This is a genomic window from Streptococcus mitis, from assembly GCF_946190065.1.
Classification (GTDB): Bacteria; Bacillota; Bacilli; order Lactobacillales; family Streptococcaceae; genus Streptococcus; species Streptococcus mitis_DE.
The window spans coordinates 1-16,780 of sequence record NZ_CAMHZD010000023.1 but is presented as its reverse complement, the minus strand read 5'-3'; the positions used below and the strand labels follow the sequence as shown (position 1 = coordinate 16,780).

Genomic DNA, 16,780 nt, shown 5'->3' with positions numbered 1-16,780 from the left:
CCACATGATTACCTAAATTGTAAGAATGAGCGTGCCCCAGGTCAAGCCTCCACCGAAGCCTGATAACAGAACAGTCTGGCTACCATCTAAATGGATAAGACCTTGTTCTACACACTCTGAAAGTAAAATCGGGATACTGGCTGCACTGGTATTGCCATATTCCATCATATTGGCTGGAAGCTTGTCTCGATCGACACCGATTTTTCTAGCCATCTTATCCAAGATACGATCATTCGCCTGATGAAGTAGCAGATAATCCAAGTCTGTCGCCTCTATAGGGGATTCGTCAATAGTCTGCTTGATAGACTTGGCTACATCTCGAATGGCAAAATCAAAGACTGCGCGTCCATCCATCTTCAAAAATGAATCTGCATTTTCTTGATCTGAAAATGGAGAATGTAGGCCTGAATGTCCATAGGTCAGACACTCGCTACGACTTCCATCGCTATTGAGACTCTCAGCCAAGAAATGCTCTTGCTCGCTAGCTTCTAGCAAGACACCACCAGCACCATCTCCAAACAAAACAGCTGTTGATCGGTCTGACCAATCGACTGCCTTAGAGAGGGTTTCACTACCAATCACCAAGCCTTTTTGAAAGCGACCAGAAGCGATAAACTTTTCAGCAGTTGACAAGGCAAATACAAATCCACTACAAGCAGCTGTTAGGTCAAAAGCAAAGGCCTTATTAGCGCCAATATTAGCTTGGACACGAGCAGCTGTAGAGGGCATCATCGAATCTGGAGTGATGGTAGCTAGGATGATAAAATCCAGCTCTTCCCCTGTAATTTCAGCTTTTGCCATCAGTTTCTTAGCAACCTCTGTAGCCAAATCACTAGTAGATTCTGTTCTTGAGATATGCCTTTGTCGTATTCCCGTCCGACTTGAAATCCACTCATCATTGGTATCCATAATCTGGGCCAAATCATGATTTGTAACCACTTGCTCTGGCACATAATGAGCAACCTGGCTTATTTTTGCAAAAGCCATTATTTCAAATCCTCCAAAAATTGATAAAGTTTAGTCAAACCTTTGCTCATGACTTCAGTTTCTTCCTTGCTCATACCTTCGATAATATTTTCGACCATGGCCTTGTGGAAACGTTTATGTAGTCTATGAACCAAGCGACCCTTCTTTGTCAAATGCAGATGCACCACACGACGATCCTGCTCTGAGCGAATGCGTTCAATGTAACCCTTGCGTTCGAGATTATTCAAACTCGTCGTAACGGTCCCAAGAGTCACCATCAACTCTTTCGACACTTGACTTGGCGTCACGTCTGGGAATTTTCCAATTACATCGATTGTATGGACTTCTTTGATGGAGATATCCTTGAAACGACTACCCCTCAAGCTAACTTCCTCAATAACGAGGACATTGTTAAATATAGATGTTAAATATTCATTAATTCGTTGGTAGTCCAATCTCTTTTCCCTCCTTTTCAAAAAACTTTCACAATCAAAACATTTGACAAAAGAATTATATCAAACTTCAAAGAATGGTGCAAGTATTTTCTTATTTTCCTATAAATTTCGGTCTTCTTCTCTCCGAATGTGCCCGAACTCCCTCTTTGAAATCCTCCGTTTGGGCTAAGGTTTCCTGTAGGTTCAATTCTAAAGCAGCATAATCTTGCCAATCTTTAAATTGGCTCTCCCAGACCAACTTCTTGATAGCAGCATAAGAATTAGCTGATCCACGTCTCAATTTTTTAAGAAGTTGGTCTCTCGTCTTTTCAAGCTTATCATCTTCACAGACGCGGTAAACCAGCCCCCATTCTAAAGCTTTTTCTGCGGTCAGAGCCTCACCTGTCATAGCTAATTGAGCAGCACGAGTCACCCCAATACTACGACTCAAGAGATGAATCCCACCTGCATCTGGAGCCAAACCAACGCCAACAAAGGCTTGGATAAACTTAGCCTTATCCGTTGCCAGACAGAAATCTGCAGCAACAGCCATATTGGCTGCTGCACCTGCAACAGCCCCATCAACCTCCATCAAGACAGGTTTAGCAATTTGCTTGATTTTATAAGAAATCGTATTGACCAATTCTGCGATTTTCGTCAATGATGGAATATCATCCTCATCCACTGCCCGCTTCATCTCTACCAAATCTCCCCCAACGGAGAAGACCTTTCCCTTGGCATTAATTAAGATAAAATGCACAGCTGGATTCTCTTCTGCCAGAGTCAGAGCTTCCAAAATCTCCTCACACATAGGAATATGAAAACCATTCGCAACCTCAGGACGGTTTAAGGTAAGGATTGCCAAATCTTCTTCAAGCTGATAAATAATGTGTTCCATCAAGACTCCTTTTTATTTCATAAGCGGTTTAAATTATTTTATTATCAAAGTATATCTTTTTTAAAACTCGAAAGCAAGAAAAAATCGGCTGAAAGTGTCTCGGCCGATAAGAAAGGCTCCCTTTATCCTAGCAAGCATCTTATTTTCTTCATTGAAAAAAGGCTTTCTTTCTGCTATAATCGTATAAAATACTTACTTTAGGAGTTCTTATGAAAGTTGTTAAATTTGGAGGTAGCTCTCTTGCCTCTGCTGGTCAATTAGAAAAAGTTTTAAATATCGTCAAAAGCGATCCAGAGCGTCGTTTTGTAGTCGTTTCTGCACCTGGTAAACGAAACGCTGAAGACACTAAGGTTACGGATGCCTTGATTAAATACTACCGTGATTATGTCGCTGGTAACGATATTAGCAAGAGTCAAAATTGGATTATCGACCGCTATGCTGCTATGGTAAGCGAATTGGGACTGAAGCCAGCTGTTCTAGAAAAAATTTCAAAAAGCATTCGCGCCTTGGCCACTCTTCCTATCGAAGAAAATGAATTTCTCTACGATACTTTCCTAGCTGCCGGTGAAAACAACAATGCTAAATTGATTGCTGCCTACTTTAATCAAAATGGGATTGATGCACGCTATGTGCATCCTAGAGAAGCTGGTATTGTAGTCACAAGTGAACCTGGTCATGCTCGCATCATTCCATCAAGTTACGACAAGATTGAAGAATTAACAAATGCAAATGAAGTCCTTGTCATTCCTGGTTTCTTTGGTGTTACTAAAGAAAATCAAATCTGTACCTTCTCACGTGGAGGCTCTGATATCACTGGTTCTATCATTGCTGCAGGTGTCAAAGCTGACCTTTATGAAAACTTTACGGACGTTGATGGTATCTTTGCGGCTCACCCAGGAATCATTCACCAACCACACTCTATCCCAGAGTTGACCTACCGTGAAATGCGTGAGTTGGCCTATGCAGGCTTCTCAGTCCTTCATGACGAAGCCCTTCTTCCCGCCTACCGTGGAAAAATTCCTCTGGTTATCAAGAATACCAACAATCCTGATCATCCAGGTACTCGTATCGTTCTAAAACACAGTAGTGATGAATTTCCAGTAGTAGGAATTGCTGGTGACTCTGGCTTTGTCAGCATCAACATGTCTAAATACCTCATGAACCGTGAGGTTGGATTTGGACGCAAGGTTCTTCAAATCCTTGAAGATCTTAACATCGGTTGGGAACATATGCCAACAGGTATCGACGATCTTTCAATCATTCTCCGTTCTCGCGAACTAACTCCTATCAAGGAAGAAGAAATCCTTCGTCAGTTGGTTCAAAAGGCTGAAGTAGACCATGCAGAAATCGAACATGACCTTTCTATCATCATGATTGTTGGAGAAAAGATGAAGAGTCACATTGGAGTAACTGCTACTGCGACACGCGCTCTATCTGAAAACAAGATCAACATCCAGATGATGTCTCAAGGTTCTAGTGAGGTTTCTATCATGTTTGTTGTCCATAAAGACCAAGAAAAAGCAGCTATCAAAGCCCTCTACAATGCCTTTTTCGGTGAAAGTAAGGAAGACTAAGCATGGCTCAATCTCTTAACAAAACAGTGCTCCTCAATACAACAGGCACCTCCTACCTCTCTATAGCTGGGAAAGTGGGAAAATTCTTGGTCGGGGATCAGGCTCTGGAATTTTATCCAGATGTCAATGTTGAACAATTTATCCAGATTCCTTGGAGCCATATCAACCAGATTGGGGCAAATGTCACTGGGCGAAAAATCAGTCGCCACTTCGAAGTCTTTACAGACAAAGGAAAATTCCTCTTTGCTTCAAAAGACTCGGGTGCCATTCTCAAAATTGCTCGCGAAAAACTGGGTAATGACAAGGTTGTCAAACTTCCAACCCTGATTCAAACCATTAGTCAAAAATTTAAAAATCTATTTGCAAAAAAGTAGAAACTTTAGTATAATCATAGCAACGGATAAGTAGGTTATCTTCTTCTTTCAGAAAGTCTGCGGGTGCTGCGAGCAGATAGGAGGGATAAGTGAAATTCTACCGTTAGTAACAATTGCATACACAATCAAGTGCACACCTGTGAAGTTGGATGGAACCGTGGCCCTGCCACTCCAACGCTTTGTCAGGTGTGCTTTTTTCATAAAGGAGTTCTTATGTTAGATATCAAACGTATTCGTACAGACTTTGATGCTGTCGCAGAAAAATTAGCTACACGTGGTGTAGATGCTGCTGTCTTGAATGAAATGAAAGAAATCGATGCTAAACGTCGTGACATTTTGGTTAAGGTCGAAACTTTAAAAGCAGAACGCAACACAGTTTCAGCTGAGATTGCCCAAGCTAAGCGCAACAAGGAAAATGCAGATGACAAGATTGCTGCCATGCAAAATCTATCTGCTGAAGTAAAAGCTTTGGATGCTGAATTAGCAGAAATCGATGCTAAATTGACAGAATTTACAACTACTCTTCCAAACATTCCAGCTGACAGTGTTCCTGTTGGGGCTGATGAAGATGACAATGTGGAAGTTCGCCGTTGGGGTACTCCACGCGAGTTTGACTTCGAACCAAAAGCCCACTGGGATCTGGGTGAAGACCTTGGTATCCTTGACTGGGAACGCGGTGGTAAGGTAACGGGGGCTCGCTTCCTCTTCTATAAAGGTCTCGGCGCTCGTTTGGAACGTGCTATCTACAACTTTATGTTGGATGAACATGGCAAGGAAGGCTATACTGAAGTCATCACGCCTTACATGGTTAACCACGATTCTATGTTTGGTACTGGTCAATATCCAAAATTCAAGGAAGATACTTTTGAACTCAGCGACAGCAATTATGTCCTTATTCCTACAGCTGAAGTTCCTCTGACAAACTACTACCGTGATGAAATCCTTGACGGTAAAGACCTGCCAATCTACTTCACTGCTATGAGCCCATCCTTCCGTTCTGAGGCTGGTTCAGCTGGACGTGATACTCGTGGCTTGATTCGTTTGCACCAATTCCACAAGGTTGAAATGGTGAAATTTGCCAAACCTGAAGAGTCATACGAAGAATTGGAAAAAATGACAGCCAACGCTGAAAATATTCTTCAAAAACTCAACCTTCCATACCGTGTCGTTGCGCTTTCTACTGGAGATATGGGATTCTCAGCTGCTAAAACTTACGACTTGGAAGTTTGGATTCCAGCGCAAAATACCTACCGTGAAATCTCAAGCTGTTCAAACACAGAAGATTTCCAAGCCCGTCGTGCCCAAATCCGTTACCGTGATGAAGCAGATGGCAAGGTTAAATTGCTCCACACCTTGAACGGTTCTGGACTTGCAGTTGGACGTACAGTAGCTGCTATTCTTGAAAACTACCAAAATGCAGATGGTTCTGTGACCATCCCAGAAGCACTTCGTCCATACATGGGTGGAGCTGAGGTTATCAAACCATAAAAAATAAGGTTTAGCTATTTCTAGCTAGACCTTTTTTCGTAACCAATTCAGATAAGAACCTAGTACAAAGACTAAAATAATTAAGCAAATAGCGGTTTCAGCCAGTACTAAATAATCCAAAAATGGAAGTTTCAAGATTCCCTGAGCCATCTTGAGCGAGGTAGCCGTGATAATAGTTGGGAAGGTGAGGGCTGAAAAGGCTGGTTGAAAGCCATGTTTTAAAATGTTGGGCAGGCGAGTCAAAACAAAGAAAAAGAAAGATTGAGAAGCAAAGATCATGACGATTAAAATCCAAGTTGGTAGGCTAGCTCCTCCAACTCGAACCAGGGAAGCCAAGAGTAGAGAGAAAGGAGCACAGTAGATTCCTTCTTGTCCAAGCATGGCTAGTGGGAGAGGATGTTTCTTTAAATCGCTATAAATAAGGGGATAGAGATAGAAGGTTAGGAGAAAACCAAAACTCAAAGTCGCATAGGCAATTTCGATAATGCCTACAAGAGGATAGGTCAAGGCTGCTACTGCTATCCCCACATAAAGCACCGTCCAGCTTGGAGTCGCATGGACTCTCCGACCCGGACAGGCAAATTTAATGGTAAAACCAGCAATCAAAGCCACATCCAAGAGAAAAGAAAACCACCAGAGCCCTTGAGCAACCAAAGGGAAATGAGGGAAGACTCGAAAGACATAAGTCGATAAAATCATCCCAGCCATAGGAAAGGTGGCCATTCCTGACAAAAGTGGGGGCTTGGTCAATTCTTGCTTGGTTTCCTTCCAATTAAAGAGATGCAAAATCAGAAAGTAAGTCCACAAAACCAAACCTGTCAGACTCAACAGATGGGACAGAACCGGCAACGTATCTAAAATGAGATTCCCAGCTCCTGCCAGACCTAGCAAACAACCAGAAAATACCAAGGGGAGTTTTTTCATCCTAACCTCCAATAATCATGTTAGTTTCAGTATAACATAAAAGCGCTTAAATAAGGACTTAATACTCTTCAAAAATCAAATTCAAACCACGTCAGCGTCGCCTTACCGTACTCAAGTACAGCCTGCGGCTAGCTTCCTAGTTTGCTCTTTGATTTTCATTGAGTATTAAAAAAACGAAGTCCTCTGATTTCAGACTTCATTTTACTCAGATATGAATTAGGCATAAGGTTGCAATTCTGGATTAATTGGGGTATTAGCTAGATTATTGGCATAGTTACAGAGGCTTGCTAGGCTGACACCAAGAACCACATCCAAGGCATTTTGTTGGGTGTAGCCAGCTTCTAAAAACTCAGCTAAGGCTTCATCTCCTACACGACCCTTGGTATTGATAACCGCCAAGGTAAACTTAGCTAGGGTGTCCAATTTAGGATCTGTTTCAATTGGAGTACGATTGCGGAGAGCTTGAAGAAGGTCATCGTTCATCTGGATTTGTTTGATTGAAAAGGCTGTGTGACCTGCAACGCAGAAGGCACAACCATTGGTTACAGCTGCCGTGATTTGCACCACTTCACGCTCAACGGGTGTCAGGCTGTTGCGACGGTTGATAGCTCCGACAGTACGATAAGCCTCTAAAGCAGTCGGTGCATTAGCCAAGAGACCAATTAGGTTAGGAATATAGCCATTGTTATCTTTTTGTACTGTTTCTAGAACTTCTTTCACTTCTGCTGGTGCTGATTCTACTGTATGAATGGTAAATGTTGTCATCATAAAACCTCTTTTCATTTTGTTGAAACCTAGTCTATCACAGATTCTATACCGTGTATAATATATATTTTAAATTGCATCGATAGAAATTTTTTATAAAGGCAAAAAAATCACACGCGAGGTGTGATTTCATTATTTGTCAAAATACTTTTTAGTCTCAGCAATAACGACTGGCGATAAAACTAAGAGAGCAATCAAGTTTGGTAGAGCCATTAAGGCGTTCACGATATCCGCGATAATCCAAACCATATCCAACTCGATAAATCCTCCCAACAAGACCATGAGCACAAAGACTACACGGTAAAGCCAGATAAAGCGAACCCCAAATAGGAACTCAAAACAACGTTCCCCGTAGTAGTTCCAACCTAGAATTGTCGTGAAAGCAAAGAGCACCAGGAAGATGGTTAATAGGGCAGGTCCAAAGTGTGAAAAGACTGTTGAGAAGACTGACTGAGTCAAGGCAACCCCATTCAAATCACCACTCCAAACACCAGTTACCAAGATTGTCAAACCAGTCAGAGTACAGATAATGAGGGTGTCAATAAAGGTTCCTGTCATGGAAATCAAACCTTGCTCTACTGGTTCATTTGTCTTAGCTGCAGCAGCTGCAATGGGAGCAGAACCCAGACCAGATTCATTTGAGAACACACCACGCGCCACACCATTTTGGATAGCCATCCGAATGCTAGCACCGGCAAATCCACCTACTGCAGCAACAGGACTAAAAGCTGATGTCAAGATTAAAGCGATTGTGCCAGGAATTTTCCCTATATTAAGGAAAATAACTGTAAGAGTTCCCAAAATATAAATGATAGCCATAAAAGGAACAACAGTAGTTGAAACCTTTGAAATGGACTTGAGTCCACCAAAGACTGCAATCGCTACAAAAACAGACAACACAAGAGCCGTGATAGCTGGCGAAATAGTCGTTGTATTCTGGATAGATTCAGTAATCGAGTTAACTTGGGTAAAGGTCCCGATTCCCAACAAAGCTACTAGCACACCTGCCAGGGCAAAGAAGATGGCAAGGGGACGCCACTTTTCTCCCATCCCTAGAAGAATATAGTGCATAGGACCTCCCGCTACTGCACCATGATCATCCTTGGTGCGGTATTTGATAGCCAAGAGTCCTTCCGCATACTTGGTAGCCATCCCAAAGAAAGCAGCCATCCACATCCAAAAGAGGGCTCCTGGGCCACCGACCTTGATAGCCGTCGCCACCCCGATAATATTTCCCGTACCAACTGTCGCTGCGAGGGCTGTACACAAGGCCGCAAAGCTGGATACATCGCCATGCCCCTTATCCTTGGTAAAAATAAGCTGGAAGGCCTTGGGCAGACGCAAAACCTGCAAGAGGCCTAGACGGGCAGTTAGATAAATCCCTGTTCCGACCAAGAGAATCAAGAGGGGTGGGCCCCAAGCAAAAGCATCGATTGATTTAAGCAATTCTAACATTTCCTTCTCCTATCTTTTCAACCCCAAAAGAAAGAGCACATGTAAGATACATGTACTCTGGAATGCTTAGATAAATGCTAAAAAGCGGTCTATCCTAGCTCTGTCCTTTTACCTGAGAGTTTGAGCAGTTGCCTGCCTTGCCCCTTCGGTGCCTTTACGGTCTCTCCAGAGTTCCGTCCATTTACAGTCATGGAAAATCATACGATTCGCCACTTCTATTAAACTTCATTCGGTGTTGGTATTTAATTGATTCTTATTCTACAAAAAATGTTGGCTTTTGTCAATGTGTTTATTAGTAAAACTTAATTCAACAGTTTTTACTGTATAAAGCCCGGAATACTGCTATCCTTTAAAAGTGACAATAGTCGCACCACTGCCTCCAGCATTTTGTGGGGCATAGCCGAAACTCTTGACATGCTTGTTTCTTTGTAGGTATTTGGTGACACCTTCACGGATGACACCTGTTCCGATACCATGGATGATATCTACTTGAGCCATATTATTAAGCAAGGCTTGGTCGATAAAAGCATCTAGCTCATTCATTGCTTCTTCGTAACGTTTGCCTCGAAGATCCAGTCTGGCTTGTGGGCCACGACCAGAAGTTCGTTTCACGACATTGACCTGTTTCTTCTTGACTTGCTTTTCTTGCTGGGCTTGAACGAGGTCAAACTCTTTTTCTTCCAAGGTCATCTTAATTAAGCCGACCTGGGCTTCCCAGCGGCCATCTTTGAGTTGACTGGTCAAGGTACCACGCTGTCCATAACTGAGAACAACGATATCATCTCCCACCTTTGGAGCTCGTTTTTTCTTGGCCTTTTGAAGAACCTTGTTTTTAGACAAATCTACTTTTTCAGGAGCCAATTTTTTCAACTTGGCCTTGGCTTCAATGATTTCGTGGGGCTTGAGTTGGGATTTGCTGTGGAGATTTTTGAGAATCTGGTCACTTTCACTCAGAGCCATGTCCACAATCTCAGCAGCCTGTTCACGCGCCTTGTTAAGCTCGGTTTCCTTTTCACGATTAAGCTCGTTGTAAAGTTTTTTGAGAGCACGGTTCATCTTGAGATTTTCTTGCTCCACCTCACGGATATTGTCCAAGCGTTTGCGACTCTCTAGCGTCTGCTCTTCCAGCTGCTCAATAATCCGATTGACATCATTGTCCTGATCGACCTGCTGACTGGCATCTCCTACGATAACTTCAGATAAACCTAGGCGTTTGGCAATTTCAAAGGCATTGCTTCGGCCAGGCACACCCTGCATAAAGCGATAGGTTGGACGAAGAGTCGCAGTATCAAACTCCATACTGGCGTTTTGCACAAAAGCTGTCTCGATACCATAGGCCTTAAGTTCTGGATAGTGGGTGGTTGCCATGGTCTTGACTTGACGTAGGCGAAGGTCCTCCAGAATAGCCATAGCAAGGGCAGCTCCCTCTTGGGGATCTGTACCAGCCCCCAACTCATCCAAGAGCAAGAGCGAATGCTGGTTGACCTTGCCAAGAATATCCACAATATTGGTCATGTGGCTAGAGAAGGTAGACAAGCTCTGCTCAATAGACTGCTCATCGCCAATATCAGCAAAGATTTCTTCAAAAATACCAACACGGCTTCCCTTGTCTGCTAAAATCGGCAAACCGGACTGGGCCATCACTTGTGTCAAGCCCAGAGTCTTGAGCATGATGGTCTTCCCACCTGTATTGGGACCTGTAATGACAATCGCTGTTAAATCTTGGCCAAAATGGACATCATTTGCGACGGCATTTTGAACCAAAGGATGGCAGACATGGAGCAGTTGAATCTCTTGATTTTCTGATAGCTGAGGAACAACTGCTTGCCTTTCTTGGATAAAACGAACCTTGGCACGAATCAAGTCTAAATGGCCAATAATCCAAGCGTCATTGGCAATCTCAGCCGCATGAGGGCGGACACGTTCAGAAATTTCTTGGAGAATGCGAAGCATTTCATAGCGCTCATCTGCTCGTAAACTGGCAATTTCTTCGCTCAGTTTGACCACCTCACGGGGTTCGATATAGACGGTGTTTCCACTAGCAGAAATATCATGAACGACACCTGCAATCTTATTGCGGTAGGTGTTTTTGACAGGTAAAACCTGACGGCCATTTCTGCTTGCAACGATTCCTTCTGTCAACATCTGCGCTTTTTGCTTGAGCAGATCCTGTAAAACATCGCGCACCTGACTCTCGCTATCATGGATTTTTCGACGGATGCGCGCTAATTCTTCACTGGCAAAATTTTCAATAAAACCTGCATCATTAAAGGCCTGGAGATTTCCTTGTAATTGCGGAAAATCGTGTAATTTCTCAAACCAAAGAGCTAATTCTTCCAAGCTAACATTTTCCAGATTGGCGTAAAAACTTTGCAGTTCTCGGCTAGCAAGAAGCACCCGCTTCAAGAGAAGGAACTCCTCGATATTGAGATCTGCCCCCATCTCCAACCGCTTACAGACTCCTGCAATTTCCTTGGTTGCGAGAATGGTAAAATGCGGTTGCTCGACGAAGAGTGCCTGCATTTCCTTCATCTCAGCAAAAGCCTGTTTGATTTTATCTGCCTTAGCAGTTGGAGCTAGCTGTCTCAGTTGCTCCAAGCCCTGCTCTGTCAACAAATGAGGTTCAAACAAGGCCTTGACCTTATTGAACTCTAATGTTTCTAATATTTTCTTATTCATCTTTATTTCCTTGTCTTTGAATGTCTAGGTGTAGTAGCTTTTTACATTCAGTCAAATCTGTAAACAAAGGGCTAGGAAAATTCCTGCCCTTTTTATCCGATTAAATTTGTCACCCAGATTTGTTTGAGCCAACTGGTTGTTACCGGTATGCTCTGGATGATGTGTTTTGCGACGATGCTCTTTTCAAGAGGATTTTGTATAGCCACCATGGGAATGGTCGCCAAAATTGTCAAAGCCATTTGCAAGACAAATAAGGTCACCAACATGGACAAGATCCCTGCTGAAACTTGGAATAACTTACCACCCAGTTTTTTACTAGGAATCAAGTGTAAGAGGAGACCAAGTAAACGACCGATGCTATAGACAATCCCAAATACAAGCAAGTAGCCAATCCCTGCGTAAAAGACCTTATCCAACTGAAAAAGTTGATCCGATGGGAAAAAGAAAGTTCCCTGACCTTCCTGCGGATTTGCATAAGGGAGTAGCAAATGAAATTGCTCTCCAAGTCCCTTATAAAACTGGCCAGCCACAAAAGCCGATGCCATGGCTGAAATCAGGTAATAAACCTGTAAGAGCAGGCCTCTCCGATAGCCGATATAAAATCCCCAAGCCAAGACCAATAGAAGAAGGAGTGAAATCATAAGGAATCCTCAATCTTGCTCTGTTCTTGCTTACAAGTCACGAGTTTGTGACGGAGTTCTTCTAACTCTTGCTCCTTATCATCAAATTCAATCTCACGACTGAGTTGAGTTGATAAACAGTTAACTGCCAACAAAAGAGCGATTGTTTCATCGTCTGCACTAGGCATTTGTTCTTTAATTGCTTGGTATTTTTCTGTCGCAACCTTGGCGATTTCCTCCATAAAGAGATTATCATGCTCGCTTGTCAAGGTTAATGATTTTTTCCCGAATGTAAATTTGAATCGATTTAGATTTGCCATAAAATTCACCTCACGATATTATACCAAAATTCGCTAACTTTGTCAGTTTTTACAAATTTGCCTGCTTTTATGGTACAATAGAAACTATGGCAAGTATAACACTCACACCAAGCGAAAAGGAGATTCAGGCTTTTCTTGAACACTATCAAACCAGTCTGGCTCCCAGCAAGAATCCCTATATTCGCTACTTTTTGCGACTACCTCAAGCTACCGTTTCTATCTATACCTCTGGAAAGGTCTTGCTTCAGGGAGAAGGAGCCGAGAAATATGCTAGTTTCTTTGGCTATCAAGTTGTAGAGGACAACAGGGGACAAAATCTTCCTTTGATTGGGACAGATGAGGTGGGAAATGGTTCCTACTTTGGTGGGCTTGCAGTTGTGGCTTCCTTCGTCACACCTGATCAGCATGACTTCTTGCGAAAACTCGGTGTGGGAGATTCTAAAACTCTGACCGACCAAAAGATTCGTCAGCTTGCCCCTATCCTCAAGGACAAAATTCAGCACCAGGCACTGCTTCTCTCGCCAAGCAAGTACAACGAGGTCATCGGAGACCGCTACAATGCTGTTTCGGTTAAGGTTGCTCTCCATAATCAGGCTATCTATCTCCTCCTTCAAAAAGGTGTTCAGCCTGAGAAAATTGTGATTGATGCTTTCACCAGTGCTAAAAATTATGACAACTATTTAGCACAAGAGGCCAATCGTTTCAGTAATCCTATCAGCTTAGAAGAAAAGGCTGAAAGCAAATACTTGGCTGTAGCAGTTTCTTCTATCATTGCGCGTGATCTCTTTCTGGAAAATCTTGAAAATCTGGGACGAGAACTGGGCTATCAACTTCCAAGTGGAGCTGGAACGGCTTCTGATAAGGTAGCTAGCCAGATTTTGCAAGCCTATGGTATGCAGGGTCTCAACTTCTGCGCCAAATTGCACTTTAAAAATACTGAAAAAGCGAAAAAACGCTTAGAAAGGTAAGTTATGAATTCATTTAAAAATTTCCTAAAAGAGTGGGGATTATTCTTCCTGATTCTATCATTACTAGCTTTAAGCCGTATCTTTCTTTGGAGTAACGTCCGCGTAGAAGGACATTCCATGGATCCTACCCTAGCAGATGGCGAAATCCTCTTTGTCGTCAAACACCTCCCTATTGACCGTTTTGATATCGTGGTGGCCCATGAGGAAGATGGCAATAAGGACATTGTCAAACGTGTCATCGGAATGCCTGGCGACACCATCCGTTACGAAAACGATAAACTTTACATCAATGACAAAGAGACGGACGAGCCTTACCTAGCTGACTACATCAAACGCTTCAAGGATGACAAACTCCAAAGCACATACTCAGGCAAAGGTTTTGAAGGAAATAAAGGAACTTTCTTTAGAAGTATCGCTCAAAAGGCTCAAGCCTTCACAGTTGATGTCAACTATAATACCAACTTTAGCTTTACTGTCCCAGAAGGAGAATACCTCCTCCTCGGAGACGACCGCTTGGTTTCAAGCGACAGCCGTCACGTAGGTACCTTCAAAGCAAAAGATATCACAGGGGAAGCTAAATTCCGCTTCTGGCCAATCACCCGTATCGGAACATTTTAAGAGACCTAAGAGGCCGAGAATCAAGAATCTCAGCCTCTTCTTCTATTGTGAGAAGTGATTGTTTATTGACAAACACTCAATGAAAATCAAAGAGCAAACTAGGAAGCTAGCTGCAGGCTGCTCAAAATACTGTTTTGAGGTTGCAGATGGAAGCTGACGTGGTTTGAAGATATTTTCGAAGAGTATAAAATAAAAACAATCCCAACTCTCACCTATTCATGCAAAGGAATTTTATGGAAGTTTATTTTTCAGGAACCATTGAACGGATTATTTTTGAAAATCCCAGCAATTTTTATCGTATCCTCCTCCTAGAAATCGACGATACGGATGCAGAAGATTTTGATGATTTTGAAATTATTGTCACCGGTACCATGGCTGACGTGATTGAGGGAGAAGACTATACTTTTTGGGGACAAATTGTCCAGCACTCCAAGTATGGGAAGCAACTGCAAATCAGCCGATATGAACGCTCAAAACCAACTAGCAAGGGCTTGGTTAAGTACTTTTCAAGTAGCCATTTCAAGGGGATTGGTCTCAAGACTGCTCAGAAAATTGTGGATACCTATGGCGAAAATACCATTGACGAAATTCTGCAACACCCAGAAAAGTTAGAAGGCATCGCAGGACTCTCTGCCAAAAATCGCGAGGCTTTCGTCTCCACCCTCCGTCTCAACTACGGAACCGAGATGGTTTTGGCCAAACTTGCTAACTACGGTATTCCCAATAAATTAGCCTTTCAGATTCAAGACTTTTACAAGGAAGAAACCCTTGATGTGGTTGAAAATTATCCCTACCAGCTGGTTGAGGATATCAAGGGCTTGGGATTTACCATTGCTGACCAATTAGCAGAGGAACTAGGCATCGAAAGTCAGGCTCCTGAACGCTTCCGCGCCGGTCTAGTTCACAGTCTTTTTCAGGCCTGTATGGAAACAGGGGATACCTATGTTGAAGCACGGGATTTACTAGAACAAACCCTTACCCTCCTTGAGTCTTCCCGCCCCGTTGAACTGGATCCCAGCCAAGTGGCCCAAGAGCTCTCCTACCTGATCGAAGAAGACAAGGTTCAGCAGATTGATACCAAGATTTTTGACAACAGCCTCTTTTTCGCTGAGGAAGGCATCCGCAGTCACTTGGTTCGTATCCTTGAAAAAAGAGAACAAAAGAGCCCAGATATGGAAACCATTCAAAAACATATCACTACTGTCGAGGAAGATCTGGGAATCCACTATGATAGCATTCAAAAACAAGCTATCTGCGATGCTATCCAGAATAAAGTCTTTATCCTAACAGGTGGACCTGGTACTGGTAAGACAACGGTTATCAATGGGATTATCGCTGTTTATGCCCTTTTAGAAGGGCTTGACCTCAGGAAAAAAAGCAATTTGCCTATTCTTCTTGCTGCTCCAACTGGACGAGCCGCTCGACGCATGAATGAATTGACAGGTTTGCCTAGCGCGACCATACACCGTCACTTGGGAATGACAGGCGACGATGACACCAGCCATCTGGAAGATTATCTGGATGCCGACTTTATTATCGTGGATGAATTTTCTATGGTTGATACTTGGCTGGCCAACCAACTCTTCTCCAACATCTCTTCTAACAGCAAGATCCTCATAGTGGGTGACAGCGACCAGTTGCCTTCTGTCAGCCCTGGACAGGTTCTAGCGGATCTGCTTCATATTCCCTTGATTCCTCAGACTCGCTTGGAAAAAATTTATCGACAAAGCGAAGAATCAACCATCGTCACCCTAGCTAGTCAGATTCGACAGGGTATCTTGCCAGCTGATTTCACCCAGAAAAAAGCAGACCGTTCCTACTTTGAAATCGCTAGTGGTCATATCCCTGCTACTATTGAAAAGATTTTAGGCGCTGCCCTTAGAAGTGGTATCCCTGCTCGTGATATTCAGGTTCTGGCTCCCATGTACCGAGGGACTGCAGGGATTGATTCCATCAACCAACTCATGCAAGACCTGCTCAATCCACCACAAAAAGACCAACTCAGTTTTGAAGCTCCCCAGTGCCACTATCGTAAGGGGGATAAGGTCATTCATTTGGTCAACGATGCTGAAATCAATGTCTTTAATGGAGATTTAGGAGCCATCACAGACCTGATTCCTGGTAAATATACCGAATCGAAACAAGACGAGATTGTCATTGATTTTGATGGCAACGAGGTCTCTTACCCACGTAACGAATGGTACAAGATTCGCCTGGCCTATGCCATGAGTATCCATAAGTCCCAGGGAAGCGAGTTTCCTGTTGTCATCCTACCGATTACCAGTGCTAGCAGGCGCATGCTGGAGCGAAATCTCATCTATACAGCCATTACACGCGCCAAAAGCAAGCTTATCTTACTAGGCGAATTACAGGCCTTCGACTATGCTACCCAACATATCGGAACTGCCCGAAAAACCTATCTGATTGAACGTTTCAGTGATTTATTGGAGAATGTTGAAGAAAAGCAACAATCTATCTCTGAAACTGCCACATCAAGTGACTCTGAACAATCCTACATCCTGACAGAAGAAAACTGGGACAGCATCCCAGCCATGATTGGGATTACAGAGGCAGACCTCAAAGAGATTTTTGGAAAATAGTGCATAATAAAACCCACCAATTTGAACTGCACCCCAAAAGTTAGACAGAAAAAATCTAACTTTTGGGGTGTTTTATTATGAAATTAACTTATGAAGA

The 16,780-nt window shown here is 43.1% G+C and carries 15 protein-coding genes and 1 riboswitch; of the genes, 6 read left to right on the top strand and 9 right to left on the bottom strand.

Annotation, left to right across the window (positions count from 1 at the left end; all coding sequences use genetic code 11):
* Window positions 1–12: 12 nt before the first annotated feature.
* From OCF96_RS09165 to OCF96_RS09155, 3 genes are all read right to left on the bottom strand, one after another.
* Entirely contained in the window at window positions 13–987 is a 975-nt protein-coding gene (locus OCF96_RS09165) for a beta-ketoacyl-ACP synthase III (RefSeq protein WP_261446982.1), read from the bottom strand.
* Window positions 987–1,421 (bottom strand): fatty acid biosynthesis transcriptional regulator FabT, encoded by a 435-nt coding sequence (gene fabT / locus OCF96_RS09160; protein ID WP_007517889.1) that lies wholly within the window; start codon window positions 1,419–1,421, stop codon window positions 987–989. Before fabT ends, OCF96_RS09165 begins: the two co-directional genes overlap by 1 nt.
* Before the next feature lie 91 nt (window positions 1,422–1,512).
* Window positions 1,513–2,298, bottom strand: a complete 786-nt coding sequence (locus OCF96_RS09155; RefSeq protein ID WP_261446981.1) for an enoyl-CoA hydratase — start codon at window positions 2,296–2,298, stop codon at window positions 1,513–1,515.
* Window positions 2,299–2,507: 209 nt separating this feature from the next.
* Here OCF96_RS09155 and OCF96_RS09150 point away from each other — a divergent pair, with 209 nt between their 5' ends.
* From OCF96_RS09150 to serS, 3 genes are all read left to right on the top strand, one after another.
* Window positions 2,508–3,872 (top strand): aspartate kinase, encoded by a 1,365-nt coding sequence (locus OCF96_RS09150; RefSeq protein ID WP_261446980.1) that lies wholly within the window; start codon window positions 2,508–2,510, stop codon window positions 3,870–3,872.
* A gap of 2 nt (window positions 3,873–3,874) precedes the next feature.
* Entirely contained in the window at window positions 3,875–4,246 is a 372-nt protein-coding gene (locus OCF96_RS09145) for a DUF956 family protein (RefSeq protein ID WP_020901044.1), read from the top strand.
* A gap of 213 nt (window positions 4,247–4,459) precedes the next feature.
* Complete coding sequence (gene serS / locus OCF96_RS09140) at window positions 4,460–5,734, top strand: serine--tRNA ligase (RefSeq protein ID WP_033684219.1); 1,275 nt, start codon at window positions 4,460–4,462, stop codon at window positions 5,732–5,734.
* 24 nt (window positions 5,735–5,758) lie between these two features.
* On the opposite strand, the gene OCF96_RS09135 is transcribed toward serS, so the two are convergent.
* The 6 genes from OCF96_RS09135 to zapA all read right to left on the bottom strand — a co-directional run bounded on the left by OCF96_RS09135 (window position 5,759) and on the right by zapA (window position 12,497).
* Window positions 5,759–6,658, bottom strand: a complete 900-nt coding sequence (locus OCF96_RS09135) for a TDT family transporter (protein ID WP_261446979.1) — start codon at window positions 6,656–6,658, stop codon at window positions 5,759–5,761.
* A 216-nt stretch (window positions 6,659–6,874) separates the two neighbouring features.
* Window positions 6,875–7,423, bottom strand: coding sequence for a carboxymuconolactone decarboxylase family protein (locus OCF96_RS09130; RefSeq protein ID WP_000206774.1), 549 nt, complete (start codon window positions 7,421–7,423; stop codon window positions 6,875–6,877).
* 132 nt (window positions 7,424–7,555) lie between these two features.
* Window positions 7,556–8,878, bottom strand: coding sequence for an alanine/glycine:cation symporter family protein (locus OCF96_RS09125; RefSeq protein WP_261446978.1), 1,323 nt, complete (start codon window positions 8,876–8,878; stop codon window positions 7,556–7,558).
* A 90-nt stretch (window positions 8,879–8,968) separates the two neighbouring features.
* Window positions 8,969–9,057: riboswitch (glycine riboswitch) on the bottom strand.
* A gap of 163 nt (window positions 9,058–9,220) precedes the next feature.
* Window positions 9,221–11,557, bottom strand: coding sequence for an endonuclease MutS2 (locus tag OCF96_RS09120; RefSeq protein WP_254753851.1), 2,337 nt, complete (start codon window positions 11,555–11,557; stop codon window positions 9,221–9,223).
* A gap of 92 nt (window positions 11,558–11,649) precedes the next feature.
* Complete coding sequence (locus OCF96_RS09115) at window positions 11,650–12,198, bottom strand: CvpA family protein (RefSeq protein WP_254753850.1); 549 nt, start codon at window positions 12,196–12,198, stop codon at window positions 11,650–11,652.
* Entirely contained in the window at window positions 12,195–12,497 is a 303-nt protein-coding gene (zapA, locus tag OCF96_RS09110) for a cell division protein ZapA (RefSeq protein WP_000002019.1), read from the bottom strand. The genes OCF96_RS09115 and zapA overlap by 4 nt, the downstream gene beginning before the upstream one ends.
* 86 nt (window positions 12,498–12,583) lie before the next feature.
* On the opposite strand from zapA, the gene rnhC reads away from it, so the two are divergent.
* From rnhC to recD2, 3 genes are all read left to right on the top strand, one after another.
* Window positions 12,584–13,465 (top strand): ribonuclease HIII, encoded by an 882-nt coding sequence (rnhC, locus tag OCF96_RS09105; RefSeq protein ID WP_261446977.1) that lies wholly within the window; start codon window positions 12,584–12,586, stop codon window positions 13,463–13,465.
* 3 nt (window positions 13,466–13,468) lie between these two features.
* Entirely contained in the window at window positions 13,469–14,083 is a 615-nt protein-coding gene (gene lepB, locus OCF96_RS09100) for a signal peptidase I (protein WP_261446976.1), read from the top strand.
* Window positions 14,084–14,316: 233 nt separating this feature from the next.
* Window positions 14,317–16,683, top strand: a complete 2,367-nt coding sequence (recD2, locus tag OCF96_RS09095; RefSeq protein ID WP_261446975.1) for an SF1B family DNA helicase RecD2 — start codon at window positions 14,317–14,319, stop codon at window positions 16,681–16,683.
* Window positions 16,684–16,780: the final 97 nt, after the last annotated feature.